At 59.3% G+C, this 24,664-nt stretch carries 21 protein-coding genes; 11 read left to right on the top strand and 10 right to left on the bottom strand.

The annotated features are described in order from the left end of the window. Positions 1-73: 73 nt before the first annotated feature. The 4 genes from CFN46_RS05240 to CFN46_RS05225 all read left to right on the top strand — a co-directional run bounded on the left by CFN46_RS05240 (position 74) and on the right by CFN46_RS05225 (position 4,654). Complete coding sequence (locus CFN46_RS05240; protein WP_088742888.1) at positions 74-2,290, top strand: acetyl/propionyl/methylcrotonyl-CoA carboxylase subunit alpha; 2,217 nt, start codon at positions 74-76, stop codon at positions 2,288-2,290. Positions 2,291-2,292: 2 nt separating this feature from the next. Further along, positions 2,293-3,204 (top strand): hydroxymethylglutaryl-CoA lyase, encoded by a 912-nt coding sequence (locus CFN46_RS05235; RefSeq protein ID WP_088742887.1) that lies wholly within the window; start codon positions 2,293-2,295, stop codon positions 3,202-3,204. 188 nt (positions 3,205-3,392) lie between these two features. Then, positions 3,393-3,728 carry a zinc ribbon domain-containing protein YjdM gene (locus CFN46_RS05230; protein ID WP_024951866.1) on the top strand — a complete coding sequence of 112 codons (336 nt, stop codon included), beginning with the start codon at positions 3,393-3,395 and terminating at the stop codon, positions 3,726-3,728. A gap of 137 nt (positions 3,729-3,865) precedes the next feature. Continuing rightward, complete coding sequence (locus CFN46_RS05225; protein ID WP_088742886.1) at positions 3,866-4,654, top strand: SDR family oxidoreductase; 789 nt, start codon at positions 3,866-3,868, stop codon at positions 4,652-4,654. Positions 4,655-4,680: 26 nt separating this feature from the next. On the opposite strand, the gene trxC is transcribed toward CFN46_RS05225, so the two are convergent. The 3 genes from trxC to CFN46_RS05210 all read right to left on the bottom strand — a co-directional run bounded on the left by trxC (position 4,681) and on the right by CFN46_RS05210 (position 8,159). Further along, positions 4,681-5,118, bottom strand: coding sequence for a thioredoxin TrxC (gene trxC, locus CFN46_RS05220; protein WP_088742885.1), 438 nt, complete (start codon positions 5,116-5,118; stop codon positions 4,681-4,683). Between the two features lie 252 nt (positions 5,119-5,370). Then, positions 5,371-6,450, bottom strand: a complete 1,080-nt coding sequence (locus CFN46_RS05215) for a YeiH family protein (RefSeq protein WP_254918416.1) — start codon at positions 6,448-6,450, stop codon at positions 5,371-5,373. Positions 6,451-6,515: 65 nt separating this feature from the next. Beyond that, positions 6,516-8,159 (bottom strand): GMC family oxidoreductase, encoded by a 1,644-nt coding sequence (locus CFN46_RS05210; RefSeq protein ID WP_088742884.1) that lies wholly within the window; start codon positions 8,157-8,159, stop codon positions 6,516-6,518. A gap of 302 nt (positions 8,160-8,461) precedes the next feature. Here CFN46_RS05210 and CFN46_RS05205 point away from each other — a divergent pair, with 302 nt between their 5' ends. From CFN46_RS05205 to CFN46_RS05190, 4 genes are all read left to right on the top strand, one after another. After that, on the top strand, positions 8,462-9,688 hold the full coding sequence (locus tag CFN46_RS05205) for a TRAP transporter substrate-binding protein (protein WP_024951861.1): 1,227 nt from the start codon (positions 8,462-8,464) through the stop codon (positions 9,686-9,688). Then, the gene (locus CFN46_RS05200) at positions 9,688-10,269 is read left to right on the top strand and encodes a TRAP transporter small permease (protein ID WP_088742883.1); all 582 of its coding nucleotides are present in this window, start codon (positions 9,688-9,690) and stop codon (positions 10,267-10,269) included. The genes CFN46_RS05205 and CFN46_RS05200 overlap by 1 nt, the downstream gene beginning before the upstream one ends. Positions 10,270-10,279: 10 nt before the next feature. Beyond that, positions 10,280-11,557, top strand: a complete 1,278-nt coding sequence (locus tag CFN46_RS05195) for a TRAP transporter large permease (RefSeq protein WP_024951859.1) — start codon at positions 10,280-10,282, stop codon at positions 11,555-11,557. A 221-nt stretch (positions 11,558-11,778) separates the two neighbouring features. After that, positions 11,779-12,537, top strand: a complete 759-nt coding sequence (locus tag CFN46_RS05190) for an IclR family transcriptional regulator (protein WP_176426414.1) — start codon at positions 11,779-11,781, stop codon at positions 12,535-12,537. 130 nt (positions 12,538-12,667) lie between these two features. Here CFN46_RS05190 and CFN46_RS05185 read toward each other — a convergent pair whose 3' ends face one another. From CFN46_RS05185 to CFN46_RS05170, 4 genes are all read right to left on the bottom strand, one after another. Continuing rightward, positions 12,668-13,144 (bottom strand): universal stress protein, encoded by a 477-nt coding sequence (locus CFN46_RS05185; protein WP_024951857.1) that lies wholly within the window; start codon positions 13,142-13,144, stop codon positions 12,668-12,670. A 22-nt stretch (positions 13,145-13,166) separates the two neighbouring features. Then, on the bottom strand, positions 13,167-14,510 hold the full coding sequence (locus CFN46_RS05180; RefSeq protein ID WP_211242411.1) for a TRAP transporter large permease: 1,344 nt from the start codon (positions 14,508-14,510) through the stop codon (positions 13,167-13,169). Further along, positions 14,507-15,088 carry a TRAP transporter small permease gene (locus tag CFN46_RS05175; protein WP_035159603.1) on the bottom strand — a complete coding sequence of 194 codons (582 nt, stop codon included), beginning with the start codon at positions 15,086-15,088 and terminating at the stop codon, positions 14,507-14,509. Before CFN46_RS05175 ends, CFN46_RS05180 begins: the two co-directional genes overlap by 4 nt. 121 nt (positions 15,089-15,209) lie before the next feature. Further along, positions 15,210-16,298 (bottom strand): TRAP transporter substrate-binding protein, encoded by a 1,089-nt coding sequence (locus CFN46_RS05170; protein WP_254918415.1) that lies wholly within the window; start codon positions 16,296-16,298, stop codon positions 15,210-15,212. A gap of 399 nt (positions 16,299-16,697) precedes the next feature. Between CFN46_RS05170 and CFN46_RS05165 the strand changes: the two genes are divergently transcribed. After that, on the top strand, positions 16,698-18,200 hold the full coding sequence (locus tag CFN46_RS05165) for a PLP-dependent aminotransferase family protein (RefSeq protein WP_024951853.1): 1,503 nt from the start codon (positions 16,698-16,700) through the stop codon (positions 18,198-18,200). 151 nt (positions 18,201-18,351) lie between these two features. Here CFN46_RS05165 and CFN46_RS05160 read toward each other — a convergent pair whose 3' ends face one another. The 3 genes from CFN46_RS05160 to thiO form a co-directional block, all read right to left on the bottom strand. Then, on the bottom strand, positions 18,352-19,815 hold the full coding sequence (locus tag CFN46_RS05160) for an FAD-binding oxidoreductase (RefSeq protein WP_088742881.1): 1,464 nt from the start codon (positions 19,813-19,815) through the stop codon (positions 18,352-18,354). A 102-nt stretch (positions 19,816-19,917) separates the two neighbouring features. After that, complete coding sequence (locus CFN46_RS05155; protein ID WP_088742880.1) at positions 19,918-20,301, bottom strand: nuclear transport factor 2 family protein; 384 nt, start codon at positions 20,299-20,301, stop codon at positions 19,918-19,920. A 202-nt stretch (positions 20,302-20,503) separates the two neighbouring features. Continuing rightward, on the bottom strand, positions 20,504-21,643 hold the full coding sequence (thiO, locus tag CFN46_RS05150; protein WP_088742879.1) for a glycine oxidase ThiO: 1,140 nt from the start codon (positions 21,641-21,643) through the stop codon (positions 20,504-20,506). 171 nt (positions 21,644-21,814) lie between these two features. Between thiO and CFN46_RS05145 the strand changes: the two genes are divergently transcribed. Further along, entirely contained in the window at positions 21,815-22,894 is a 1,080-nt protein-coding gene (locus CFN46_RS05145; protein ID WP_254918414.1) for an AAA family ATPase, read from the top strand. Next, positions 22,891-24,660, top strand: a complete 1,770-nt coding sequence (locus tag CFN46_RS05140; protein WP_088742878.1) for a cobalt chelatase — start codon at positions 22,891-22,893, stop codon at positions 24,658-24,660. Before CFN46_RS05145 ends, CFN46_RS05140 begins: the two co-directional genes overlap by 4 nt. Positions 24,661-24,664: the final 4 nt, after the last annotated feature.

The following is a 24,664-nucleotide window of genomic DNA, read 5'->3' as shown; positions in this document are numbered from 1 at the left end:
CTGAATTGATGGCGTTTTTGATCATCGCCTCTATCTATCGACTCTACCTTCACCTTCGCCACGGGATTTTGCCATGAACGCCAACCGCGACACTGAACAGCACCTGCCCACCGGTTGCGGCGCGATCCGCAAGCTACTGATTGCCAATCGTGGCGAGATTGCGGTGCGCGTGATACGCACTGCACGTGCCATGGGTATCAGCACCGTGGCGGTCTACTCCGACGCCGATGCCAATGCCCTGCACGTTCGCGAGGCGGATGAAGCAGTACGCCTTGGCCCGGCCAGCGCACGCGAGAGTTATCTTGATGTCGACAAGGTCATTGCAGCCGCGCGCTTGAGTGGTGCCGACGCCGTGCATCCCGGTTATGGATTTCTCTCCGAGAACGCCACCTTCGTACAGGCATTGCATGCCGCCGGCATCATCTTCGTTGGCCCGCCGGAAAGCGCGATTGCCGCGATGGGTGACAAGTCCGCCGCCAAGGCGCGCATGCAAGCCGCGAGCGTGCCACTGGTGCCGGGCTACCACGGTGACAATCAGGAAGATGGGCTGCTCAAGTCAGAAGCGGATCGCATGGGCTATCCGGTGTTGATCAAAGCCTGCGCCGGAGGAGGCGGCAAGGGCATGCGGGTGGTGGAAAACACCGTCGACTTCCAGGCCGCACTGGAGAGCTGCCGCCGTGAATCGCGCGCCGCCTTCGGTGACGACCGCATGCTGATCGAGAAATACCTGACGCAGCCGCGTCATGTCGAGGTGCAGGTGTTCTGCGATGCCTATGGCAGCGGCGTCTATCTATTCGAACGTGACTGCAGCGTGCAGCGTCGCCACCAGAAGGTGCTGGAAGAAGCGCCTGCCCCCGGCCTGACCTCGGCGCTACGTCGTGAAATGGGCGAGGCAGCTGTGCGTGCCGCACGTGAAATTGGCTATGTCGGTGCCGGTACCATCGAGTTTCTGCTCGATGCACCCGACGCAGGTAGCGAGCAGCACGGCGCCTTCTATTTCATGGAGATGAATACCCGCCTGCAGGTCGAGCACCCCGTCACCGAGATGATCACCGGCGAAGACCTCGTCGAATGGCAGCTACGTATCGCGCGGGGCGAACCCCTGCCTCGCCAGCAGGATGAGCTAAGACTCGAAGGCCATAGCTTCGAGGCGCGTCTTTACGCAGAAGATCCGGACAACGACTTCCTGCCGGCGACCGGATTGCTCGAACGCTTCCACCTGGATCTCGCCGGTGCTGGTCTTGATGCCAGCCAGGTGCGCCTCGATTCCGGTGTCGCCGAAGGCGATGAAGTCTCGATGCACTATGACCCGATGCTGGCCAAGTTGATCACCTTCGGGCCAACGCGTGAGCAGGCGCTGGAAGTTCTGCTGCGCGCATTGGCCGCGCTCGAGGTACGTGGCGTTACCACCAATCGCGCCTTCCTGACTCGCCTGGCGGCGCATGAAGATTTCCGCACTGCCAGACTGGATACCCGCTTCATCGAGCGTCACCACGCGAGCCTCTTCCCTGTCGCTGAGCTTGATCACATTACCGTGGCTTCCAGTGCGCTACTGGCACTTTCACGCCTCGCGGAACAAGCATCGAATGAAGGTCACAGCGAGCAACCCGCTAGCCCGTGGGCGCGCCGTGATGGCTGGCGTAATGGCACTCGCCAACAGATACGCCTCGCGCTGTGTCTGCCCAACGATGCGGATGCCGATGAGAACAGCGACAAGGTGGCTCACGTCATCGCACGACGCCCCTATGCCAGCGCAGCGTCTACTCCGCCAAGTCAGTGGCAGATTGAAGTGACCACTCACTTGTCCGGAGAGGCAACAACTACAACACATGAAGGTCATCTCGACCCTCTCTCGGGCAATGCGATTGCCGTAACACTGGATGGACATCGCCGCCGCCAGCAGGCCAGCCACGTATCTGCCACGGGTGGCGAGGTATTGGTGCTGGCAAGCCCGCACGGCGAATCACGCTTGCTGTGGCGCCGCGCCGATGCGGTCAATCACGCTCAACACGAGACCCAGGCCACCTTGAACGCGCCGATGAACGGCACTGTGGTCGCTCAGCTGGTTGAGGCCGGTGTCAGCGTGACGGCAGGCACGCCACTGATGGTGATGGAAGCGATGAAGATGGAACACACCATGAACGCGCCGGCCGATGGTCAGGTCGCACAGTTCCACTTCAGCGCCGGCGACAGCGTCACCCAAGGCGATGTACTGCTCGAATTCGTCGCTGATACAGATGCTGCTGATACAGATGCTGCTGACATCGACGCTACTGACAGGAGTAAGTGAGCATGCACTTCCCTGAAAACGTACGAATTGTCGAGGTAGGCGCGCGTGATGGCCTGCAGAATGAGCCAACCCCGGTCGATACCGCGACCAAGTTAGCGCTGATTCGCAAGCTCTCGGAGAGTGGCCTGCGTCATATCGAAGCCGCCAGCTTCGTATCGCCCAAGTGGGTGCCGCAGATGGCTGATCATCGCGAGATCATGCAGGCATTGGCGATAGAGGGCGAAAAGTCAGTAACCACTTACTCCGCCCTCACACCAAATTTGAAGGGACTTGAGGCTGCCCTGGAGTGCGGTGTTCGCGAGGTGGCGGTATTTGGTGCCGCCAGCGAGTCCTTCTCGCAGCGCAACATCAACTGCTCGATTGCCGAGTCGCTGGCACGCTTTGCGCCGGTGATGGAACGCGCGCTTGAGGCCGGCGTACGCGTACGCGGTTATGTCTCCTGCGTGATGGGCTGTCCCTATGAGGGAGAGATCTCGCCTTTGCAGGTCGCCGCTGTCGCGCGCGAACTGAGCGACATGGGCTGTTACGAAGTTTCGCTGGGCGACACCATCGGCACCGGCACGCCGCTCAAGGCCAAGCGCCTGCTGGAAGCCGTCACCCGTGAAGTGTCTGTTGAACGCCTCGCTGCACACTTTCATGACACCTATGGGCAAGCGCTCACTAACCTGTACACCGTTATGGAAGAAGGGATCGCGGTCATCGACAGTTCCGTAGCAGGCCTGGGGGGATGCCCTTACGCCAAAGGCGCCTCGGGCAACGTTGCGACCGAAGATGTGATCTACCTGCTGGAAGGATTGGGGATCGACAGTGGCGTGAATCTCGCTCAGCTTGCGCGCACCGGCGACTGGATCAGTCGTCAACTGGGCCGCGCCAATGGCTCGAAAGTCGGCCAGGCCCTGATGGCAAAGTACTGATGGCAAAGTACTGATGGCAAAGTGATGATGTCCCGGTATTGACGGCCACCGTTGCGACCAAGGGCCGCAGTCCATGGATGCTACCCGGCAATCGGTGTAGGCTTGCCGGCGTTCGCGCACCGCTTGAGCTCGATGCGTGCCTTCTTCCATTACGTCATCCGCCTCGGCGGACCGCCAAGGAAACCGTCATGAGCGCCCTCCCCCATTGCCCGGCCTGCAATTCCGAATTCACCTACGACGACGGCATGCAGTTCGTCTGCCCTGAGTGTGCCCACGAGTGGTCAAAGGAAGCCGTTGCCGAAGAGACGGGTCCGGTGTTCCGTGATGCCAATGGCAATGAGCTGGTCGATGGCGATACCGTCACCGTGATCAAGGATTTGAAGATCAAGGGCACCTCTTCCGTCGTCAAGGTTGGCACCAAGGTCAAGAACATCCGTCTGATCGAAGGGGATCACGATATCGACTGCAAGGTCGATGGCGTTGGCCCGATGAAGCTCAAGTCCATCTTCGTCAAGAAGGTCTGATTCGTCGCGAATTCACCTCTCAGCAGTACACTGAAAAGCGCCCCACCGGACATTGCCCGGCGGGGCGCTTTTCATTCTGACAGTTCCTGAACACACTCAGTCCAGACTTCACCTGAAACACGCACAAGGGCTCCCGCATGACACTCACGCACTCCCCTCGGAAAGTGGCCTACATCACCGGCGGCGCACAAGGCATCGGGCGCGGCATCAGCGACCACCTACTCGCCAACGGCTGGCAAGTGATGGTGGTGGATATCGACCATGAGGCTGGCGAGCAATACCTCGCCGATCAATGCAAGGCGCAGCAAGAAGACAGCAACACACGCCTGAGCTTTCAGACTGTCGATGTGTGCGATGAATCCGCCGTCGCGGCCAGTATCGCGCAGACGGTTGAGGTATTTGGCCGACTGGACGCCGTGATCAACAATGCCGCGATCGCCAATCCCTTTCAGGGCGCACTGGAAAGCCTGTCGCTCGACAGCTGGCACCGCGTGCTGGATACCAGCCTGACCAGCAGCTTTCTGACCGCCAAGCATGCGGCGCGTCATCTGCGCGAGCATGGCGGCAGCATCATCAACATGGCCTCCAGCCGCGCACTGCAATCAGAACCAGACAGCGAAGCCTACGCCGCCAGCAAAGGTGGCATCGTCGCCCTCACCCACGCCATGGCCATGAGCCTGGGGCCCGAGATTCGCGTCAATGCCGTCAGTCCCGGCTGGATTGACGTCTCAGACTGGCAGAAGACGGCACAGCCAGAGACGCTGAGCGCGCAGGACCACGCCCAGCATCCGGTGGGTCGCGTCGGTCATGTCGAGGACATCGCTGCGCTGGTCGCCTTCCTGATCTCGGACAAGGCCGGCTTCATCACTGGCCAGAATCACGTCGTCGATGGCGGCATGACACGCAAGATGATCTACCAGGAGTAATCAGGCCACTGCGAGGTGAGGTCTCCTCAGACAGTGTGCGGTGCCAGCCACTGCTTGAGCTGCCCTACCTGCATCACGCCGGCCTGACGTGCTAACTCCTGCCCCTTCTTCATCACCATCAGCGTCGGAATGCTACGGATGCCGAAACGACCCGCCAACGCCTGTTGGGCTTCGGTATCGATCTTGGCGAAGCGCATCCGGGTGCCCATTTCAGCGGCGACGCCATTGAAGATCGGTCCCATCGTCTTGCACGGACCACACCAGCTGGCCCAGAAGTCGATCACGATCGGCAGCTCGCTGCGCACGACCAGTGCCTCGTAATTGGCACTGGTCAGCTCCAGCGGCGCCTCAGGCAACATGGCACTGCTGCATTTCCCGCAACTGGGGTTGTCATTCAAACGCTCGGTGGCCACGCGATTGAGGGCAAGACACTGCGGGCAAGCCAGCACAAGAGATTTGGACATCATCGGACTCCAGGAGAAGAATAGGCACTGAGCGCTCCACTGATGGCACAGAGCGCCCCACTGAGAGAGCCGCCCCGACCACGCGTCAGGCGCAGGTTGAAGGTGATCATACGACTCGTGGGCCAGGAAGCAATTGACGCGGTGCATCGGGGTGATCAGCTCTCTATATGAGTACTTGCTGCGCCGTCTGTAGCCCCAATGAGACGAGCCCTGCCAATGATGGCAGGGCTCGTCTTGGCAACATCAATGGGATCAGATGCTCGCCAGTCCGAACTTGATGCACAGCGTGACCAGCACCAGCAGGAAGACGGTCTCGAGCACCATCAGGATGACGGGCTTCCAGCCCACCACTGCCAGCTTCTGAAACGACGTCTTGACGCCCAGCGCCGCAATGGCCGCGACCAGACACCAACGTGACATGTCAGTGAAGCCATCCACCACGACAGACGGCACCCAGCCGAGACTGTTGATCAATACCAGCACCACGAAGGCAATCAGGAAGGTGGGGAACATCGGCACCTTGCCACCTTCATCACCATTGGCCTGACGCGCATTGCGGAACAGCAGCATGAAGACCATCACCGCTGGCACTAGCGTCGCCACGCGCAGTAGCTTCACGAAGGTGGAGACATCGCCGGTGTGCTCGGAAATGATATAGCCCGCCCCGACTACCTGCGCCACATCATGAATGGTGCCGCCGAGGAAAATACCGGCTTCGGCATCGTCCAGCCCCAGCACTCTCACGATCAGCGGATAGGTGATCATCGCGATGGTCGACAGTGTCGTTACACCGACCACCGTCATGATGGTGTGACGCTCACTGGTGGCGTTGCGCGGCATCACCGCCGACAGCGCCAGTGCCGCAGAAGCGCCACAGATCGCGACCGAACCGCCCGTCAGCAGGCCCATCTCACGGTCCAGCCCCATCAGTCGCGCCAGCAGTGCCCCGAACATGATGGTGGCGACCACGCCAAGAATGACTGTGATGACGGGGCCCACACCGAGACTCGCCACCTGCTCAAGCGTGATGCGGACGCCCAATAGCGCCACGCCGATGCGCAGCACCGTCTTGGAGGCAAATTCGATGCCGGCGCGACATGGCCCGTCTTCGGATAGAAAGTGCAGCGACATGCCAAACAGCAGCGCATACAGCAGCGTGGGGCCGCCGTAGTGATCAGCAATGAAAGTGGTGGCAAGCGCAATGATGATGCAGATCAGCAAGCCGGGCATGACGGCCCGCACGCACGCTTCCAGCTTGCGCAGAGGCGCTGACGATGTGTCGGTCACCGTCGGCTTGTCGAGCAATGAAGATGAATTATCGTTATTGGCCACGCTAACACCTCATAAAAACCTGAATTCAGGAAGCAATGAACGCCTGATAGCGGCGCTGAATCGCGTTAGCTGGCTTTGGCCATCTCGAGCTGGGCAGCCTTGATCATGTCCGAGGCTTTCTCGGCGATCATGATGGTGGGCGCATTGGTATTGCCGGAGACGATGACCGGCATGATCGAGGCATCAACCACCCGCAGCCCTCTCAGTCCGTGCACGCGCAGTTCATCATCGACCACCGCCAGCGCATCATTGCCCATCTTGCAGGTGCCCGCCGGGTGATAGATGGTCTGGCTGAACTGGCGCGCGGCTTCCAACAGCTCTTCATCGCTCTGGTACTGGGCTCCAGGGACATACTCTTCACTGATGACCGCCGCCAGCGGCGCTGCCTGAGCGATACGACGTGCCACCTTGACGGCATCTACCACGACACGGCGGTCTTCCTCAGCGCTGAGGTAATTGGGCTGAATGGAGGGATACACGCTGGCATCGGCGCTGGTGATGCGCACATAACCACGGCTATGGGGACGCAGCTGGCACACCGAAGAGGTAAAGGCAGAGAAGGGATGCACGCCATCTGCCGGCTTGTCGGCACTCAATGGCTGCATGTGGAACTGGATATCCGGGCGTGTCAGTCCTTCACGTGACTGGGTAAAGGCACACACCTGACTGGCCGCCAACGTCAGCGGCCCCGTACGCGTGAAGAGGTACTGGGTGCCGACCGCCAGCTTCTTGAGCGGACTTCTCACCTCATCATTCAGCGTGCGGCATTGGGTCTTGAAGACCAGTCGCACCTGAAGGTGGTCTTGCAGATTCTCGCCAACCCCCGGCAACTCATGCAGACATTCGACCCCGACACTGGCCAGGTGCCTTGGATCACCGATGCCGGAGCACTGCAGAATCTGCGGGCTGCCAATGGCACCACTGGAGAGCACGACTTCACGCTGTGCCAGTGCGCGTGACACCTTGCCTTTCACTTCATACTCCACGCCGATGACATGCTTGCCCTCAAGCAGCACGCGTCGGCAATGGGCATGCTTGGCCAGCGTCAGGTTGCCGCGCGTCAGCGCTGGACGCAAAAACGCCTTGGCGGTGCTGCAACGCAGGCCCCTATGGGTCGTCTGCTGGAAATAGCCCACTCCCTCCTGACGCTCACCATTGACATCTTTATTGAGCGGAATACCCGTCTGAATGGCCGCCTCGATGAATCGTTCGGCGATCTCACGCTTGAGACGCAAATCCGATACATGCAGCGGCCCATCAGTGCCATGCCATTTATCAGCACCACGCGCCTGACATTCCGACTTGCGAAAATACGGCAGCACCGACTTGAAATCCCAACCCTGATTACCTGCCGCCGCCCAGTCATCGTAATCCTCGTGCTGACCGCGAATGTACAACAGGCCATTGAGTGAACTGGAACCCCCCAAGACCTTGCCGCGCGGCCATTGCAGGCGACGGCCATTGATTCCCGAATCAGGATCAGTGAGATAGCACCAGTCCGTCGCCGGATTGTGCATGGTCTTGAAATAGCCGACTGGCACATGAATCCATGGATTCCAGTCTGAACCACCCGCTTCAAGCAATAACACCTTGATTGACGGGTCTTCCGTAAGGCGATTGGCGACCACGCAGCCGGCAGAACCTGCACCGATCACGATGTAGTCGTAGGTGGCTGTGACGTCTTCGTTGGCATAACGTATTGTTTTCATTATTTTCTCAACCATATTGAGACATTTTGTCTCGTAATAATGGTATCGAAAACAAAATTCGTCAAATACGAAACGTATTGTCTCGATAATTTTGCCAAATCAAGATAACTGCCCTACATTGAGATTTGTCTCGTTGCTAAAGCGCGATGTACGGCTAGAGAGTTAGCCAAAAGTACACACGCATAGCACAGCTCGAAAACGCCAAGAAAAATGCTGAGACAACGCCCGTGACGTGACGCCACGGAGCATCAGCAAGACCTGCATCCCACCACAAAAGCAAACACAACACCGGGAGCACTACCATGCCTACGCCACTCAGCAAGCTGTCTCGCCGTGACTTTCTCAATATCTCTGGACGCTTCGGACTAACCTCGACCCTCTTGGCCGCATCAGGTCTCGGAGTGGGTCTGACCGCCTCCACACTGGCTCGCGCCGCAGATGAGCAGCAGCAGAAACGCTACAAGACCGCGCCCAAATTCCAGCTGCGCTTCGGTGCTTCAGGCTTCAACGAGCGCAACCTCGATATTCAGAAGTCTGGTCAGCTGTTCTTCGCGCGTGATCTGGAAGAGCGCACCAATGGCGCCATCCGTGTCGAATTCATGGGCAGCAACGAAGTCTGTAATCAGCTCGATTGCGTAGGCAAGACGCAGCAAGGCATCGTCGATATCTATTCAGCCTCGACCCAGAATTCCTCCGGCAGTGCGCCCTATCTGAATGTGCTCGATTTCGCGTACATGTTCCCGACCGTCGCCTCCATGTTCCACTTCTTCTATCACAAGAAAAGTGAGCAACTGCTACGCCAACCGCTGCGCGAGCGCCATAACCTGCAATTCCTGTTCACCCACTGTGATCTACGCGGCATCATGCTCGGCTTGAAGTGGCAAGACCGCCCGCTCGTCACCAGCATCGATCAGCTCAAAGGCACCAAGAACCGTGTGACCGGCACCCAGATGGGCCGTATCGCCATGGAGCAACTGGGCCTGAATCCGGTACCGGTCGCATGGGAAGAGACGCTGGATGGTCTGCGTCAGGGTCTGCTGGATGGCGCCGAAACCTGGATGAGCGCCGTGGCCTATGCCGGCATGGCACCGGTGGTGTCACAGGCTGTCGATTTGCGCTTCTTCGCGGGGACTGAGCACACCGGCATGAACCTGGACAAGTTCAATAGCCTGGGGGCAGAGCTGCAGGACCAGGTGATGGAATCCGCCTACTGTGCGCAGATCTTCACTCAAGGCATGAACGAGGCAGGTCGCTTTGAAATCGTCGGCGCCACCGAGCATCCTGCGGCTGGCACCGTGTTTGCCGAGAACAATGTACGTGTGGCGCCGCTTTCCGATGCTGAACGTGCACGCGCCGAACAGATGTGCGCGCCAGAATTCAATCCTGAACCGTGGGAGCAGTGGCGTGAACGCCTCAATGGCTGGTCGGGTGGGCTCGACATCTATAAAGAGATTCACAGCGTCGCGCGTGAAATCCCCCGCGACATGGCCGCCGTCAACGTCAAGCCGCAGCGCTGGTGGAGGGGGTAATGGGCAATACCACCATATTCAGCCGTCCCTCGACCAAGCCCTCCCTCAAGAAGGCTGCCCCCTGGGCACGTCCCTTCCTGTGGCTGGATGCCCATCTGGAACAGGTCATCATCCTGGTCGCCTATTCCGGCATGGCCGGCATCATCTTCGTCGAAGTCATTCGCCGCTTCTTCTTCGGCCTGCAGGCTCCCTGGAGCACCAGCATTCCCGTACTGCTGTTCCTGTGGCTGACCTGGTTCGGCGCCTCACTCAACGTCAAGAAGCGCACACACCTGAGTCTCAACGAGATCCGCATGAAGCTGCCGCGCGGCGGCCAGTTCGCCTGCCTAATTCTTGATGCCGTGCTGTGGATTGGCTTCGGCATGATGGTGATCTACTTCACCACCACTCAGGTCGAGCTGGCCTACAACAACTACGCGATCGTGCCGGGCACCGATAACGTCATGCAGTGGTGGTTCTACCTCGCCACGCCACTGGCCTGGATTCTGATCATCTATCGCGTGCTGCAAAACCTCTACGCCGACTGGTTGACGTATCGCCGTGGCGAGTCCTTCAACCTCCAACCGTCCATCATGGATTAAGGAGATCATCATGGCTGACAGTATCTGGATCTCCCTCATCACGGCAGGCGTGACGGCCTTCTTCCTGCTGGGCGTGCCTATCTTCCTCGTCATTGGCTTGTGGGTCGTTGGCGTCAGTCTTGTCATCGACTTCACCTTGGCCAACGTCGGCGTCACTCTCTTCCAGGGACTAAGCTTCTTCGGCTTGCTGGCCCTGCCACTGTTCATCCTCACCGGCGATTTGATCAACGCCGCAGGGATTGCCAAACGACTCTCCGACTTTTCCTACTCCACACTGAGCTGGATACGCGGTGGCATGGGCATGTCGACACTGGGGGCCTGTGGCCTATTCGCGGCGATTTCCGGCTCCAATGCCGGCACCACCGCCACCATCGGCTCGATCATGCAGCCGGAGATGGTCAAGAACGGTTATGACGAGCGCTTCGCGGCGGCGACGGCAGCTTCCGGCGGCACGGTGGGCATCATCATCCCGCCCAGTATCATCTTCATCGTCTATGGCTTCATGATGAACCTGTCGATCAGTGACCTGTTCATCGCTGGCATGCTGCCAGGTGCCATGATGGTGATCGCGATGATGGTGGCCTGCTATCTGGTGGCGCGTAAAAATGGCTGGGGGCAGGTTCAGCCCTTCAAGATGGGCGTCAGTGCCACGCTGGCACGCAAGGCTTATCTGGGCTTTGCCACCATTGGCGTGGTCATCTATGGCATCTATTCCGGCAAGTTCTCACCGACGGAAGCTGCCGCCATCACGGTCGGTTTCACCATGATCGCCGGGCTTTTGATCACGCGGGAAATCAGCCTGAAGAAACTGCCCACCATCATGCTTCGCTCGGGTCAGATTGCAGGAATGCTGGCACCGCTGATCGCCATTTCCGTCGTCATGCAGCAACTGCTATCAGTACTCGGTGCGGGTCAGGCACTCAGTGAACTGCTCAGCGGAATCGACAACTACTATCTGACGCTAGGCACCTGCATGCTGATCATCCTGCTGGCAGGTATGATCCTTGAGAGCCTGCCAGTAACGATCATTCTTGCGCCCATTCTTGCGCCTATCGCACAACAGGCAGGCGTTGACCCAATCCACTTCTCGGTCATCTTCCTGGTCGGTGCGGCGATTGGTTTCGTCACACCGCCCTTCGGACTGAACCTGTATGTTGCCAGTAGCATCACCGGCATCTCCTACGTGCGACTGGTGAAGTATGTCATTCCCTACTTCATCGCCCTGATGGCCTGTTGGCTGGCTATCTGCCTCATTCCATCCCTTTCCCTGTTCCTCGTAAACCTGTAACACTAGCGTTATCGACAGCCCCGCAAGGGGCTGTTTGCGTCCCCTCAGCAGCTTGCGTCTCGCCATTCTTGCGAGAACGATGAAAGAGGGAACGTCACCGAATTTGGCTACCCGGGCACTGATGCGTGACCTGGATGAACGACACTGATGAATCGATGCACTCAATGCCGCCCGATACCTGACGGCCTTGGATGTCCCGACAGGCAGGAAGAGGACACTTGATGAGCAAAGACACTCCCACGAATTCGACGCTCTTCCGTGCACTTGGCTTGCTGGAAGAGGTGGTCACGACTCCACACATGATCACCGCTGCTGATCTCGAGAAGCGTTTCGACATCCCCAAACCGACCATCCATCGTCTGCTCAAGCAGCTGGAAGAACAGCAGTTGATCAGTCGCGACCTGGACGGTCGTCACCTGCTGCCCGGTCAGCGTTTCCGGCGCATGTCGTTGGGTGCACTGGCCAACGAAGGCCTCAAGGCTCCGCGTCGCGTATTGCTGGAGCGACTGGCGAAGGAAGTCGGCGAGACCTGCAACCTGACCCTGCTCGATGGCCACGAAGTGATGTATTACGACCGCGTCGAGACCAACTGGCCGGTACGTATCCAGCTGGCACCCGGCTCGCATCTGCCATTGCACTGCACCGCCAGCGGCAAGCTGTTTCTGGCGCTGATGCCGTTGCATCGCCGCCGCGCGCTGCTGGCAAGCCTGGCACTTGAAGCGCATACCCCGTGCACGCTGACTTCTCAGACAGCACTGGAAGGTGCGCTCGGTGTCATCGCGCGCAATCAGCTCAGTACCGATGACGAGGAATTCATTCAGGGCATGGTGGCTATCGCCGTGCCAGTGTTTGATGAAGTCGGCCAGATTCAGGCTACCCTCGCCATTCACGCCCCGCGCCTGCGCCACTCCATCGAATCACTGCTGGAATGGGCACCCTTGATGCGCCAGATCGCTTCGGAGCTGGAAGGCACGCTTTAACGCCTCGTAGTGACAATATTCCGGACTCACTGCCGCTTGAGAACAGCGCTTGATAGAAGACGAAAAGCCCGCCTCAGCAGAAATACATCTCTGCTGAGGCGGGCTTTTTTGGGCTCAACCAAGTCTGATATCAGGGCGTGGGTACCACCACTACTGGAATGCTGGAACGCTTGATCACGCCCTTGGTGACCTTGCCCGCGTAGGACGCCACGAAGCCACGCTTGTTGGTCGCCATGATGATCATGTCGCAATCATGGCGGGTGGCGTAACGGATGATTTCCGAGGCCGGATAGCCTTCCACTACGTTCAATCCGGCAATGGCAGGACGTGGATCACCGTTATCATGTGTCTTCCAGAAGGTGTCCATCATGGACTCCAGATTGACCTTCGCCTGATCAATCCGCTGCTGTATCAATCCTTCCAGGGTCGGTTTGTGTCGGATATTGACCTTCAAGGTATTCATCACATCATCTGATAGCGACTTGACCGCGTGCAGCACATGCAGTTCTGCCCCTGTCGCACCCGCCAGCCAGACGGAACGTGCCAGTACCCGTTCGCAGTCACCGCGCAAGCCCACACAACACAGAATTCGTCTGACTTCCGGCATGGTCTTCTCCTCGAGCGTGTCGTCAGTAACCCATCAATCTGGGTAGCCACAGCGAGATTTCTGGCACGTAGGCAATCAGGAAGATAGCCGCGACCGAACCTGCTGCAAAGGGTAATGCCTTGACAGAAATCTCTTCGATGGAAGCCCCGCCAATTCCCGAAGCCACGAAAAGGTTTTCCCCCAATGGCGGCGTCTGGAAGCCAATCGCCAGCGCACATACGATGACAATACCCACATGCACGGGGTCCATCCCCAGCATATACATGATCGGCAACAGCACTGGTGTCAGAATCATTATCGCGGCCAGCGTCTCCATGAACATACCGACGAACAGCAGGAAGACGATGATCATCGCCCAGATAAGATAGAGGTTATCCGTCATCGCCAACATGCTTTCCGCGATATGCGCTGGCACGCGCTGCTCTACCAACAAGCGCCCGAATACTGTGGCAGTAAATAAAATCAGTAGTACGCGCCCAGTAATCCAGGTGGTGGTTTCCAGTGTGCGCAGCGTCGGCTTCCACTTGAGTTCCTTGTGCAGAAATATCCCGACGATCAATGTATAGACGATAGCGACGATGGCAGATTCCGTTGGGGTGAACAGGCCACTGTAGATCCCGCCCAGAATGATAAAGGGAGCCAACATCGACCAGACACCCTTCTTCAAGGTGGCGCGAATATGCGTCCATGACCAGCTATTGGTCAGTCCGCGATAACCACGTTTCTTCGAGATGACATAGTTGATCAACAGCAGGAAGCTGGCGATCACGATGCCCGGCATGACGCCTGCAATGAACAACTTGGGAATCGAGAGAGTCTGGAAGTCACCGTACATGGCCACGGCTTCAGGGGGTGGCTGAAGCCCCATGCCCGAAATGCCGAAGATCACCATCGGGATCGATGGCGGAATCACCACACCCAGACCACCAGAGGAGGCCGTGATGGCCGAGGCATAACCACGATCATAACCACGGTTGGCCATGGCCGGGATCATCAGCATTCCCACGGCTGCCGTGGTAGCAGGACCGGAGCCGGAAATCGCGCCGAAGAACATGCAGGCAAACACCGTGGCGGCGGCAAGTCCCCCGGTCACCGGGCCAGCAAAAGCTTCTGCAATATCGACCAGTCGTCGTGAAATCCCAGCGGCTTCCATCAACGCCCCCGCCAGAATGAAGGCCGGCAATGCCATCAGCGGAAAGGATCCCACCGAGGTAAAGGCGATCTGCACGAAGGCCATCGGATTTTCATCGATGCTCAGATAGGTCGCCAGTGCTGCCACCCCCAGAGACACCGTGATAGGCGCCCCCATGACCAACAACAGGAAAAATACGCCAAACAGGATATAGATGATGGTGGAGTCAATCATGGTGTCCCGCTCCCGCGCTTTTCGTCATCATTGACGGATGATCCTGCCTGCTTCAGCTCCTGCATGGCCTGGGAATCCGGGTCCACGATATCTTTCTTGCGCACGAACTTGAGGTAGTTGTTTTGCAGAATACGTACCGACATGGCGGTAAAGGCCAGCGGAAGAATCAGGTAGAAATACTTCATCGGTACGCCCAATGTCTGTGACTTCCAGAACAGATTCATCTTGTTGAAGACAAAATCGTAGCTGTAATAGATAAAGACGGCATTGAACGCAATCCAGATGATATCCGTCAGGACACCACATGACGTTTCCACCCAGCGTGGCAAGAACCTGAATTGGAATGTCACTCGGTTATGCGCCGACATGCGCGTGGCATATACCGCGCCTAGATAGGCGAACCAGATAAAGGCATAGGTGGCCAGTTCGTCTCCCCAGGGAATTGAATAACTGAAAATATTGCGCAGCATGATTTGCAAAAAAAGGATAATGACAAATAGCACCAGCAAGCACTGGCACATATAGTTTTCAACATTATCCAGAAACTTCCCCACTCCCTTCATGGATAACCCTTTCATGGACACGTCTCTCCTGACATCAACACGATTACCGAATCAGCACCCCGCCTTCCCTGCCCATTACATCAACAGGCAGGGAAGGTCGAGCGGGCATGAGAAGCCTCAGTAGATCAGTGCTGACTCAAGGTGCAGACGCTGGATCACGCCCCAGCACCTCGAGCACTTCGACCAGCTTGTCACGACCGCCAATGCTGTCGTAGAAGTCCGGCCAGATACTGGAGGCCTGAGCGATCCACTCTTTCTCGTCATTGGCAGGTTCAGTGATGGTCATGCCGTGGTCTTCCACCAGCGACTTCTTGATGGAATCTTCGGTGGCCAGCAGATAGTCATAGCTATGTGCGGTAGCCTCTTTGGCGGCGTCCAACACCAGCGTTTGATTGGCCTCACTCAGGTCCTGGAAGGCGCCTTCACCCATGATCAGCGGTTCCAGCGAGAAGACGTAACAGCTATCGGTCACGTGATTCTGTACTTCATAGAACTTCATCGCATCGATGGTGATGTAGGGATTGTCCTGACCATCCACGACACCCTGCTGCAGGGCAGTAAAGGTTTCGGACCAGGCAAGCGGGTTGGGATTGACGCCCCAGGCCTGATAAGAGGAAATCATGATTTCGTTCTTGGGCACGCGAATGACCATGCCTTTCAGGTCTTCCGGCGAGGCCACCGGCCCCTTGGAATTGGTCAGACGACGACAGCCGGAATAGGCCCAGCCCAGTATGCGAATACCGGCATCCCGCAGGGTATTGTCGCGCAGTTCATCACCAATCTTGCCGTGGGTAAGCGTCTTGGCATCTTGTGGGCCATGAATCACATACGGCAACGTCAGCACCCCAACGCTTGGCGAAAAAGGCGTCAGGTTATTGATGGCCACCACTGACAGGTCAACAAGCCCCATGTTGGCGTTGTTGACGGTGTCCTGCTCACTGCCCAGCTGGCCATTGGGAAACATCTCTACCTTGATGTCACCTGCGGATTTCTCTTCCACCAGACGGGCAAAGGTCTGGCCCAGTTCGTACTGGGTGCCGCCGGCTGCATCGCCCAGCGCCATCTTCCAGGTGGCTGCCGAGGCATGAGACACGAGGCCAAGACTGGTCGCCGCCATCGCGATCGCCAGCGAGCACTTGAGCCCTGAGCGATTGAAACCTGAGCGATTGAAACCTGAGTGCTTGAGTCCTGAATGTGCCAGCCCTGAATGCTTGAAGTCGATCATCGTGGTGTCCCGTGATTATTGTTGTAGCGGGCTTCTGACGATTGCGCGTGGAGTGCTTCTACGCCATCTCAGAAGAGGGGTCGAGCCGCGCTGTACTTGCGTTTTGCTTGCCTAGTCACTTTCTGCCCCTGTGTCAGCCATCGATAGAACCAGTCAGATGTCATCGATAGGTCCAGCTGAGCACGTCACTTGCCCTCCTCCTCGCGGTCTGCCTCAATGCAGGCATACTCTGCTTGAGTCGTCATATGCAGCCCGGGATAGCTAGCGCCAAAAAGAGCGCGCATTTCAGGCACATGAAGGCTTCAGGTATAACAATGCATTAAATACAAAAACATAACGCAGACATCCCCACCGGGAGCTGTCGTCACATATCTGCCGTTATATCCATCGAGAACATGCATGAGTCATCCGCTGTTTCACCTTGATTCCCGCCGCAAGGAAAGCCTGCAGTTCCAGATTCGCGAGCAAATATCACAGGCCATTCTGGCAGGCCATCTACCACACGACGTGGCGCTGCCTTCCAGTCGCAAGCTAGCGAAAGAGCTGAATGTGGCGCGCAATACCGTGATGCTCGCCTATGAACAGTTACTGGAAGACGGCTTTCTGATCGCCCGCGAACGTAGTGGCTATTTCATCAATCCCGAGATTCTCAAGGGCCGTGCCGACACGCCGGTACGTTTGAATGATATTGATGCCGATCGTCTCGATTGGGATGAACGGCTCGCGCTCAAGCCGTCTCGCCAGCGCGCCATCGACAAGCCGGGCGACTGGCATCAGTACGACTATCCCTTCCTTTATGGTCAGCTTGATCCGGAATTCTTTCCCACTCAGCACTGGCGCGAGTGCAGCCGCGATTCGATGAGCGTGCCGTCTATTCGCAGCTGGTCGGTAGACCACCTCAATAATGATGACCCGCTGCTGGTGGAGCAGATTCACCAGCGCCTGCTGCCTCGGCGTGGCGTGTGGGCCAGTCCTGAAGAGATCCTGATCACGGTCGGCGCTCAGCAGGCGCTGTGGATCAGCTGCATGTTGCTGCTCAAGCAGGGGCAGCGATTCGCAATGGAGAATCCCGGCTACGTCGACATGCATAACATCGCGCGCACCTTCACCGACAACATCCAGTTGATGCCAGTGGACGAGCAAGGCATGCAGCCCGATGCGTCGCTCAAGGACTGCCGGCTGGTCTATGTCACACCAAGTCATCAATCACCGACCAGTGTCACCCTGCCACTGGAGCGTCGCCGCCAGTTGCTTGACATGGCCGAGACAGACAACTTCCTGATCATCGAGGACGACTACGAGAGCGAGAGCAACTATGCCGATAATCCGACGCCTGCACTCAAGAGTCTTGATCGCCATCAGCGCGTCATCTATGTCGGCAGCCTCTCCAAGACCCTCGCCCCCGGCCTGCGACTGGGCTACATGGTCGCGCACCCCACGCTGATTCGAGAGGCGCGCGCCCTGCGCCGCCTGATGCTGCGCCATCCGCCGACCAACAATCAGCGTGCCGTGGGACTCTTCATCGCGCGGGGCTATCACGACAGCCTGCTCAGTCAGATGCACCAGGTGATGCAGCGCCGCTTTCTGATCATGCGCGAGGCCATCCTGCGCTATCTGCCCATGATGAGCACACCCTCGACCTACGGCGGTTCCTGCTTCTGGATGTACGGCCCTGACACCCTGGATGCAGAGATGCTAGCGAGCCTTGCGCGTGAACAGAGCATTCTGATCGAGGTGGGGGATCTGCACTTCTTCTGTGGCCGCGACGCGCATCGTCACTACTTCCGTCTCGGATTTTCAGCGCTGCCGGAATCACGTATCGAGGCTGGCATCATGAAACTGGCGGAGCTGGTTCCGCTGGCCATTCGCCAGCATGAAATCAGCTTAGGCAACGAAGTATAATCTATATAAATTATCTTTTAGATAATAATAACGCTCCTGCATCTGCCATTTATCGTTGGCAGATACAGGAGCGTTTGCATCGCGACGAAGCGATAGTCGTGACAGAGCAATCGTCGTCACGGAGCAATGGCGGGTGTCTTCCTTCGCCTTGTTACTTCGCCTCATCCTTCATCGCATACCAGCGGTACAGACAACGCTGCCCAGTCCGCCGGAACGGCGCGAAGATGGGTGACTCGATCTTCTCCAGCACATTGGGATACGGCAGGCGCGACTGGAAGATAGGCAACACCAGGTCCGCCGCATCCTTGGCGATCCACTGCGCCAGACGCTTGCCCGCCTGGGCGGAATACATCACGCCATTACCGCCATAACCCATCGCGTAGTAGATGCTCTGCTTCGGGTCCGGCTGATGGATACGCGGCATCATGTCGTGACTGACATCGACCCAGCCCCACCAGGAATAATCGACCTCGATACCGGTCAACGCCGGAAACTTGCGATGCAAGTCCGCGATCAGCTGGTTTTCGTATTGCGCCTTGGGGGCATCCTTGCCGGCCACGGCACTGCGACTGCCGATCTGCACGCGATTGTCTGGCAGCAGCCGATAGTAGTGGCGCAGCACACGGGTATCGGTCAGTACCTGAGTGGTGTGGAAGCGGGTTGCCTCTATCTCCTGCGGCGTCAGCGGACGTGTCACCAGCGAGTTGGACAGCACCGGCATCAGACGATTGCGCAACTCCGAATGCATCTTGCCGGAGGTATAGCCGCCAGTCGCCATGCCGACCGAACGCGCCTTGACCACGCCCCCTGGCGTCTTCAGATAATGCACGCCATTGCGGGTCTCCCAGCTTTCCACCGGGCTGGCAGGATGAATCTTCACCCCCAGACGCCGTGCCTTGCGCAGATAGCCGAAGGCCAACTTGCCGGGATGCACGCCGATGCCTTCCGGCTCGTGCAGCGCGCCGCAGGCCTCTTCATCACCGACCCATTCATTGCGCACCGTCGCGCCATCGAGAATGCGTGCATCGTAGTTGAAGGTCTCGCGCAGCAGGCGCGCTTCCTTCTCCAGCCCCGGCATCATGCGATCACGGTGCGCGATGTAGAGATGCCCTCCCGGCTGTGGATCACACTCGATATCCTTGATCAGCGCCTTGAAGTTCTCCATGCCCTCGACACATTCGCGGTGCAGGCCAAGCGCCGTCTGCAGGCCATAGCGCTCTATCCACTGCGAACGCTTGAGCCGCCCGGAAGCACACTGCGCCTGGCCGCCATTGCGCGTCGAGCAGCCCCAACTGACACGATTGGCTTCGAGAATGGTCGCCTTGATGCCGTACTTCTCGGCCAGCACGATGGCGGTGGTCAGGCCGGTAAAGCCCGAGCCGACGATCACCACGTCCGCATCGATATCGCCCATCACCGGGCCATCATCCTGCGGCGGCTCACCAGCGGTCGCCACCCAATAGGTCGGCGCATATTCACGGCCACGGCCAGGTGTTGCACTGACCAGCGGATCATAGGCCGGATCATACGGCTGGGACGGTGGTGTCGCCTGTTGCTGGCCAGACTCAGTACCTGCCGCGGTTGGCCGGGCGCCGTGTTGCACGAAAGCTTCCATCTCGAACACCTCCTCTCACCCCCAAGGCACAGGTTGCGCCGTAACACCTCGGGGCAAAGACAGCTTCAGAAACGTCTTTCCTCATCAACTCGCCAGTGGCGTTCAGACGTTGACGGGCGGACGGTTCTTGCGGAAGGCATTCTTGATCGCGATCTTGCCATCACGCAGCGTGAAGGCATCGATCATGCGCGCTTCGCTACGCGCGCCATCGGCGGTGGTGCCGGTGTAGGTGCTGATGACGAAGCCACGCTCGCCATCGGCGAAGATTTCCGCGTCGATCCACTGGGCATCCGGAGCATTCTTCCAGGCAGCGGAGAGTCCGGCGCGCACTTCATCCTGCCCGGCAAAGGTCTTGCCCTGCAGCTCGGTACCGCCGACGGCGAGGAATTCGCAGTCATCGGTCATCATTGCCAGACAGTCGTCGATGTCGTGACGGTTGAGGGCATCACAGAAGGCAGTCAGCAGTTCAATGGTGGCTTGGCTCATGGGTCGGGCTCCGCGGATGGATATTGTTGTTGGTCGTCTCGGTGTTGATCGTGCCGGGCTTCAGCAATCGCTGCGCCATGTCCCGAGACTACGCCCACACCCGCGCCACCCTTTAGCACCAGTTGGCAGCCGCCTATTGGGCCAGTTGATCCTATTGCTAGCTGACCCTGTTGCTAGCTGACCCTGTTGACAGCCGGTCTCGTCAACCGGCGAGCGCCGCCTTCCTCTCCACGCCCGGCGGCGTGAAGGCCTGAGCCGACATGAAGCTCTCGCGACCCAGCAGGAGGTCACTGAGCAGACGGGTGGCGGCGGGCGCCAGCACCAGGCCATTGCGGTAGTGGCCCGCATTCACGTAGAGGCCGTGAAGCCCCGGCACCGCGCCGATGAAGGGCGTGCCGTCCGGTGTGCCTGGGCGCAGGCCTGCCCAGTGATGCTCCGGCGCCAGCTCGCTGAGTGCTGGCAGAATGCTCGCGGCGCTGGCATGCAACGACTCGCGCGCCTCCGCAGTAGTGCTCTTGTCGAAGTCTTTATGCTCCAGCGTCGAGCCGATCAGAATCCGCCCATCGCCACGCGGAATCAGATAGCGGCCATCGCACAGCACCACGCGGGACAACAGCGGGTCTTCCACGCGGCAAAGCCCCGCCGCCACCGGATTGAACACCATCATCTGGCCCTTCACCGGACGTACCGGCAGCAGTACGCCGGCCTCGGCGAGCAGCTTGCCGCTCCAGGCACCGCCGCAGACCACGACTTGCCCTGCCTTGATGACGCCCTGGGCTGTCAGCGTACCTGCAACGCGCTGATCATCGCCGATCATCAGCCGCTGCACGTCACAGCCTTCGCGCACCTCGACACGCGGGTGCTGTATCAAGCAGGCACGCAGCGCCTGCCCGAGACGCGGATTACGAATGCTGCCCAGTGTCGGCATCCACAGCGCCTCGTGGTGACCCGTCGCCAGATGCGGCTCGCGTGCGTAGAGCGCCTCCTGCCCGATCACCTCCAGCGGCTTGTGCTGAGTACGCGCCCAATCCAGCGCCAGTGCCTCGTCCTCCACCCGCAGGTAGATCAAGCCCTTCTGGCGATATTCAGGGTCAATCCCTGTCGCCTCGATAAGCGCCTCGGCCAAGCGCGGATATTCACCTTCTGACCAACGCGACAGCGATGAGATGGCGGTTGAGTAGCGCCACGGATACAGCGGCGAGACGATACCGCCGCCGGCCCACGACGCCTCGAGCCCGCACTGGCCACGCTCCAGCAGCGTCACGCGTTGACCGGCATCTGCCAGTTGCCACGCCATCATCATGCCAATCACACCGCCACCAATGATCAGGGTGTCACTCATCTGCCTTGCTCCTGCCAGGGAATGAATAAACACAAATCTCATATTTCGGTACAATTTGCATTGTTTTTAGAAACAAGGCTATATTCGGAGCCTTACTGCTGCCCATGACACGGGGGCAACAGGGTCGATTCAATCGCCCCTCTTTTCAGAATGCCCGATGGAGATCACCACATGAGTGACGCCAGCCCGTTAGATTCTCGTCCGCTCGATCAAGACAGCGATCACGGCGCCCAGCCGCTGCCCGCCGGCCAGATGCAGCCGACCGAACTACGCGGCGTGCGCGAGCTGTTCGGCATCGACAGTGATCTCAAGGTGCCGGTCTTTCTGGAGCGCGACGCCCACGTGCCGGAAATCGATACGGCCTATCGCTTCAATCCCGATGTCACCCTCGCCATCCTCGCCGGCTTCACCAACAACCGCCGCGTGATGGTTCAGGGCCTGCATGGCACCGGCAAATCGACCCATATCGAGCAGATCGCCGCGCGCCTCAACTGGCCGTGCCTGCGCGTCAATCTCGATGGCCATGTCAGCCGGCTGGATCTGGTCGGCAAGGACGCCATCGTGATTCGTGACGGCGTGCAGGTCACCGAATTCCAGGAAGGCATCGTGCCCTGGTCACTGACTCGCCCCATCGCGCTGATCTTCGATGAGTACGATGCCGGCCGTCCGGACGTGATGTTCGTCATCCAGCGCATTCTGGAGCGCGATGGCCACTTCACCCTGCTGGACCAGAACCGCGTGATTCGCCCGCACCCGCAGTTCCGGCTGTTCGCCACCGCCAATACCGTCGGCCTTGGCAATCAGGATGGGCTCTATCACGGCACCCAGCTGCTCAACCATGCGCAGATCGACCGCTGGAACATCGTCGCCAAGCTGGATTACCTGCCGCGTGATGAGGAAGTGAAGATCGTGCTGGCCCGCGTGCCGGCCAAGGACAACGAGCGTGGCCAGGCGCTGATTCGCGCGATGGTCGCGGTGGCGGACCTCACCCGCAAGGGCTTCGCCAATGGTGATCTGTCGAGCCTGATGTCGCCGCGTACCGTGATCACCTGGGCGGAGAACTGCGAGATCTTCCGCAACCCGGCGCTGGCCTTCCGCCTCTCCTACCTCAACAAGTGCGATGAGCATGAGCGCCCGCTGGTCGCCGAGTTCTATCAGCGCTGCTTCGCCAAGGAGCTTGAGGAATCCGCGGCGCTGATGGAGAGCGATCTGATGAGTGAACAGGACATCGACAAGGGAGCCCGGGCATGAGTGCGGCCCAGCAGGTACGCCGTCGTCAGCAGTATCTCGAGGAGCTTGCGGCTGCGAGTCTCGGGGCACTCAGCGGTCAGGCCGGCTGGGCCTATCGGGGGCGGCGCCTGAGTCGGCATGCTCAGGCGCTGCCATTGCGCACGCCGCATCTGCGCCTTGAGGAGGATGACTGCACGCTCGACAACTATCGCGCGGTCAGCGATGCCATCGCGCTGCGCCTGCTCCACACCGACGAGACGCTGCATCTGACGGCGCGTCCGGCGCTGCCGGAAACCCGCCTGATCTATGACCTGCTGGAGCAGCTGCGCGTCGAGGCGCTGGTCGATCCTGACATGCCCGGCGTGAAGGAGAATCTGGCGCGGCGCTTCACCGACTGGTGCCTGGCCTTCTATCACGCGGGCCTGACCGAGACGAGCAGCGGCATCCTGATCTACAGCGTCATCCAGTCGTGCTGGTCGCGCCTGATGGCCTGTGCGGTGATCCACGAGACGGAAGATTACATCGAGACGACGCGCGCCTCCTTCTATCAGGCGCTGGGCGCTGACATGGCGGGGCTGAGACGCACGCGTTTCGATCAGGCGGCCTATCAGCAGCATGCGCTGAACATCAGCCTGTGGCTGGAGCAGGAACTGGCCGAATCGCTGGAGGAGCAGGACGGCGAGGAAGATGACGACTCCGATGCCAGACAACGCTTCGCGCTGTTTCTGGAAAACGAGGATGAGGAAGCGAGCCTGCTGGAGGAGCAGGCGGCATCGCCGCTGCCGAGTCACCGACGTGGCGCGCCGGAGGAATTGCTGCCCTATCAGGTGTTCACCACGGCCTATGACCGCGAGCTGGAACCGGCCAGGCGCATGCGCGCCGCGCTGCTCGATGAGTATCGTCAGGCGCTGGATACGCGTCTGGCGGAACAGAAGATCAACGTGCGACGCCTGGCACGTCAGCTGGCGCGGCATTTCAGCTCGCCACAGCGTGAGGGATGGCACTTCGGGGAGGAGGAAGGAATCATCGATGGCCGGCGGCTGAGTCAGGTGATTTCCTCGCCGGCCGAGCGGCGGGTCTTCCAGCGCGAGCGCTGGGTACCCGAGGCCAGTGCCCAGGTCAGTTTCCTGATCGACTGCTCCGGTTCGATGAAGGTGCATGGCGAGGCGGTGGCGATGCTGATCGAGATACTCACCCGCGCGCTCGACATGGCCGGTGTGCCCACCGAGGTGCTCGGCTTCACCACTGGCGCCTGGAATGGTGGCCGCGCGCTCAAGGACTGGCGACGCGCCGGCAAGGCCGCACGTCCGGGCCGCCTGAATGAAGTGCAGTATCTGATCTTCAAGCCCGCCTCACTGGCGTGGCGACGTGCGCGCCGCAACTTCGGCGCCCTGCTAAAGGCCGATCTCTACCGCGAAGGCGTGGATGGCGAAGCCGTGCAATGGGCCTGCTCACGTCTCGCCGACCATGCCTCTGCGGGGCCAACCGGAGCCTCTGCCGATAAAGGCGCACGCCGTCTGCTGGTCGTCATCTCCGATGGCAGCCCCTGTGACAGCGCCACCAACACCGCCAATGATGAGCACTACCTCGACAGCCACCTCAAGCAAGTCGTTGCGCAACAGACCCGCTCCGGCCGCCAGGCCATCCTCGGCCTCGGTGTCGGGCTGGACCTCAGCGCCTACTACCCCAACCAGCTGATCATCGACCTCGAACGCACCCTCGACAACGCCCTCGCCGATGAAATCGTCTATCACATGGCGCTGGCGTGTCGACATCAGGGGATGTGAATGT

Origin of the sequence: Cobetia sp. QF-1 (assembly GCF_002213105.1) — a bacterium.
In the GTDB taxonomy this organism is placed as follows: Bacteria; Pseudomonadota; Gammaproteobacteria; order Pseudomonadales; family Halomonadaceae; genus Cobetia; species Cobetia crustatorum.
This window is presented reverse-complemented; position numbering and strand designations above follow the sequence as displayed.

Excerpts from the sequence above, each read along its gene's own strand:
- CFN46_RS05225 (WP_088742886.1), top strand. The coding sequence starts at position 3,866 with ATGACACTCACGCACTCCCCTCGGAAAGTGGCCTACATCACCGGCGGC.
- CFN46_RS05210 (WP_088742884.1), bottom strand. The coding sequence starts at position 8,159 with ATGAAAACAATACGTTATGCCAACGAAGACGTCACAGCCACCTACGAC.
- CFN46_RS05155 (WP_088742880.1), bottom strand. The coding sequence starts at position 20,301 with ATGAGCCAAGCCACCATTGAACTGCTGACTGCCTTCTGTGATGCCCTC.
- CFN46_RS05185 (WP_024951857.1), bottom strand. The coding sequence starts at position 13,144 with ATGCCGGAAGTCAGACGAATTCTGTGTTGTGTGGGCTTGCGCGGTGAC.
- CFN46_RS05205 (WP_024951861.1), top strand. The coding sequence starts at position 8,462 with ATGCCTACGCCACTCAGCAAGCTGTCTCGCCGTGACTTTCTCAATATC.
- CFN46_RS05235 (WP_088742887.1), top strand. The coding sequence starts at position 2,293 with ATGCACTTCCCTGAAAACGTACGAATTGTCGAGGTAGGCGCGCGTGAT.
- CFN46_RS05170 (WP_254918415.1), bottom strand. The coding sequence starts at position 16,298 with ATGATCGACTTCAAGCATTCAGGGCTGGCACATTCAGGACTCAAGCAC.
- CFN46_RS05140 (WP_088742878.1), top strand. The coding sequence starts at position 22,891 with ATGAGTGCGGCCCAGCAGGTACGCCGTCGTCAGCAGTATCTCGAGGAG.
- CFN46_RS05145 (WP_254918414.1), top strand. The coding sequence starts at position 21,815 with ATGAGTGACGCCAGCCCGTTAGATTCTCGTCCGCTCGATCAAGACAGC.
- CFN46_RS05195 (WP_024951859.1), top strand. The coding sequence starts at position 10,280 with ATGGCTGACAGTATCTGGATCTCCCTCATCACGGCAGGCGTGACGGCC.
- CFN46_RS05200 (WP_088742883.1), top strand. The coding sequence starts at position 9,688 with ATGGGCAATACCACCATATTCAGCCGTCCCTCGACCAAGCCCTCCCTC.
- thiO (WP_088742879.1), bottom strand. The coding sequence starts at position 21,643 with ATGAGTGACACCCTGATCATTGGTGGCGGTGTGATTGGCATGATGATG.
- CFN46_RS05165 (WP_024951853.1), top strand. The coding sequence starts at position 16,698 with ATGAGTCATCCGCTGTTTCACCTTGATTCCCGCCGCAAGGAAAGCCTG.
- CFN46_RS05190 (WP_176426414.1), top strand. The coding sequence starts at position 11,779 with ATGAGCAAAGACACTCCCACGAATTCGACGCTCTTCCGTGCACTTGGC.
- trxC (WP_088742885.1), bottom strand. The coding sequence starts at position 5,118 with ATGTCCAAATCTCTTGTGCTGGCTTGCCCGCAGTGTCTTGCCCTCAAT.
- CFN46_RS05240 (WP_088742888.1), top strand. The coding sequence starts at position 74 with ATGAACGCCAACCGCGACACTGAACAGCACCTGCCCACCGGTTGCGGC.
- CFN46_RS05160 (WP_088742881.1), bottom strand. The coding sequence starts at position 19,815 with ATGGAAGCTTTCGTGCAACACGGCGCCCGGCCAACCGCGGCAGGTACT.
- CFN46_RS05180 (WP_211242411.1), bottom strand. The coding sequence starts at position 14,510 with ATGATTGACTCCACCATCATCTATATCCTGTTTGGCGTATTTTTCCTG.
- CFN46_RS05230 (WP_024951866.1), top strand. The coding sequence starts at position 3,393 with ATGAGCGCCCTCCCCCATTGCCCGGCCTGCAATTCCGAATTCACCTAC.
- CFN46_RS05175 (WP_035159603.1), bottom strand. The coding sequence starts at position 15,088 with ATGAAAGGGTTATCCATGAAGGGAGTGGGGAAGTTTCTGGATAATGTT.